At 74.0% G+C, this 1,893-nt stretch carries 1 protein-coding gene and 2 pseudogenes; 2 read left to right on the forward strand and 1 reads right to left on the reverse strand.

All coding sequences use genetic code 11. The features are described 5' to 3' along the window. A pseudogene (locus tag MXD58_RS26665) lies at positions 1–407 on the forward strand (hypothetical protein); the annotation flags it as partial. 54 nt (positions 408–461) lie between these two features. On the opposite strand, the gene MXD58_RS26670 reads toward MXD58_RS26665, so the two are convergent. After that, positions 462–1,097, reverse strand: coding sequence for a hypothetical protein (locus tag MXD58_RS26670; protein WP_248837319.1), 636 nt, complete (start codon positions 1,095–1,097; stop codon positions 462–464). A gap of 392 nt (positions 1,098–1,489) precedes the next feature. On the opposite strand from MXD58_RS26670, the pseudogene MXD58_RS26675 reads away from it, so the two are divergent. After that, positions 1,490–1,893: pseudogene (locus tag MXD58_RS26675) on the forward strand (hypothetical protein); the annotation flags it as partial.

The raw sequence follows: 1,893 nt of genomic DNA on the forward strand, positions 1-1,893 counted from the left end.
GGGCGGTCGCGCTCGCAGCCGGGGTGGCCGCGGCCGCCGCCGGCATCACCGCGGCGGTCGGTCCCGGTGGTGGGGGCGTCGAGCCGACACCGCCCGGACGGATGGTCACGGCGACCGACGCGACCAGCAGGGTCGAGGCCTGGGTGTGGATGACCGCCGACCCCGCCGGCACGGCGTTCACGCTGCGGCTGGCGAACGTGCCGCCCGGCAGCCACTGCGCCCTGGTGGCCCAGGCGGTGGACGGGCGCCGGGAGACCGCCGCGAGCTGGGCGGCGAACTACCAGCACGGTTACGAGGGTGTCGAGGTGCGCGGGACCGCGGGCATCGCGCCCTCGGAGCTCTCCCGGCTGCTCGTCATGACCGACGACGGCCGCCAGCTCGTCGCCCTGCCGGGCCATCCGACCTGATGCGGCCCGCGCCCCCGGCGCCCGCCGCGCCCGGCGGAATCAGACCCGGCCGGATCAGACCCGGCGGGCGGAGTCCATCCCGGGCAGCAGGGCTCCGGCGGCGAAGCACGCGGCCGCGGCGACGAGGGTGAGCGTCACGTCGGTCACGGTCGTGGGCGGCACCAGCCTGGTGGCGGACAGCGCGAACACGCCGAACAGGCCCACCGCGCAGCCGGCGGGCACGAACCGCAACCCACGCTGCCACCAGGTCGCCGGCGCGGCATGACGGCCCAGCGGCAGCAACGCCACCGCCCACAGCAACCCCATCAGGACCAGCAGGCCGAGCCCGAACAGGCCGTAGATGGAGAACAGCGAGCCGCGCACGTTCGCCGTCCCGCCGGCGCTGGCGACGGTGCGCAGGTCGGTGTCGCGGATCGCGACCTCGATCGGCAGCAGCCCGGTCGCCCGGCCGTCGAGGTCGCGGATGTCGAGGTCGACCGTCCAGTTCGCCGCGCCGCGGGCCGGCACGGTGGTCCGCACCCGGGTGTCGTAGTCGAAGAACGTCAGACCCAGCACGGTGCCACTGAGGCGCACCGAGTCGACGGGGACGTCCGATCGGGTGAGGTTGCGCATGCCAACCACGACCCGGACGACCGAGCCGGCGTCGAGGGTCAGGTCACCGCTGCCGAGGGACTGCCCGGCGACGGTCACCTGAAGCTCCACGCCATCGGCCGCAAGCTCCACGCCATCGGCCGCCCGCGCCGACGATGCCGCCGGGAACAACAACACCCAGCCAAGGCACGCCAACAAGCATGGTGCTATCAGAATATTTTTTCTAGGGCGTGCCTCGGTCGGCAATGCGATATCCATGACTTCCCCCCGACTCCGGATGTCCGGTCAGCCGGCTGTTATTCTAGCTATCGTCGTATGGGTGGGGCTTCCGCCTCATACGCCAGCCACACACGTCAGGCGCGCATCACGTGTTTTGGCCGACCCAGGGACGGGTCGATGTCGGACGTGTTGCCGGTCGCACCCGGGGGGGCGCACGGATGACTGGCCATCGAGCGGCTGGCCGTTTCAGGTCATGGCCGCGGCGAGCGGCGGTGCCGATGGTCTTCCTCGGCGTGCTGCTGCTCTGTGTCGGCGCGGGTGCGACCACCGGACTCGGCGGGCCGGCGGGCCCGGCCACCACCGGTTCCGCCCAGCCCGGCCGCGGCGGGGACCAGGTCGTTCCGGCCGCCTCCACCGACGGCTCAGCGACCCCGGGCACCGACACCTCGGCTGGATCGACGACCACCACGGACACCACCACGGCCCAGCCGCCCGCCGGCAGCGGGACGACGACCTCGGCCGCCGACTCGCCGCCACCGGCCGAGTCCGCGGGCGGCGGCGACACCCCACCGGGGGCAGGGTCGCCGTCCAACGGCGGGTCCGAGTGCTCCAGTACCGGTGGGCCCGCCGGACCCGCCACCGACCCCACGACCGCCGGGCCATCGGTGGGCACGAG

The sequence above is a fragment of the Frankia sp. AgKG'84/4 genome, assembly GCF_023242965.2.
GTDB lineage: Bacteria > Actinomycetota > Actinomycetes > Frankiales > Frankiaceae > Frankia.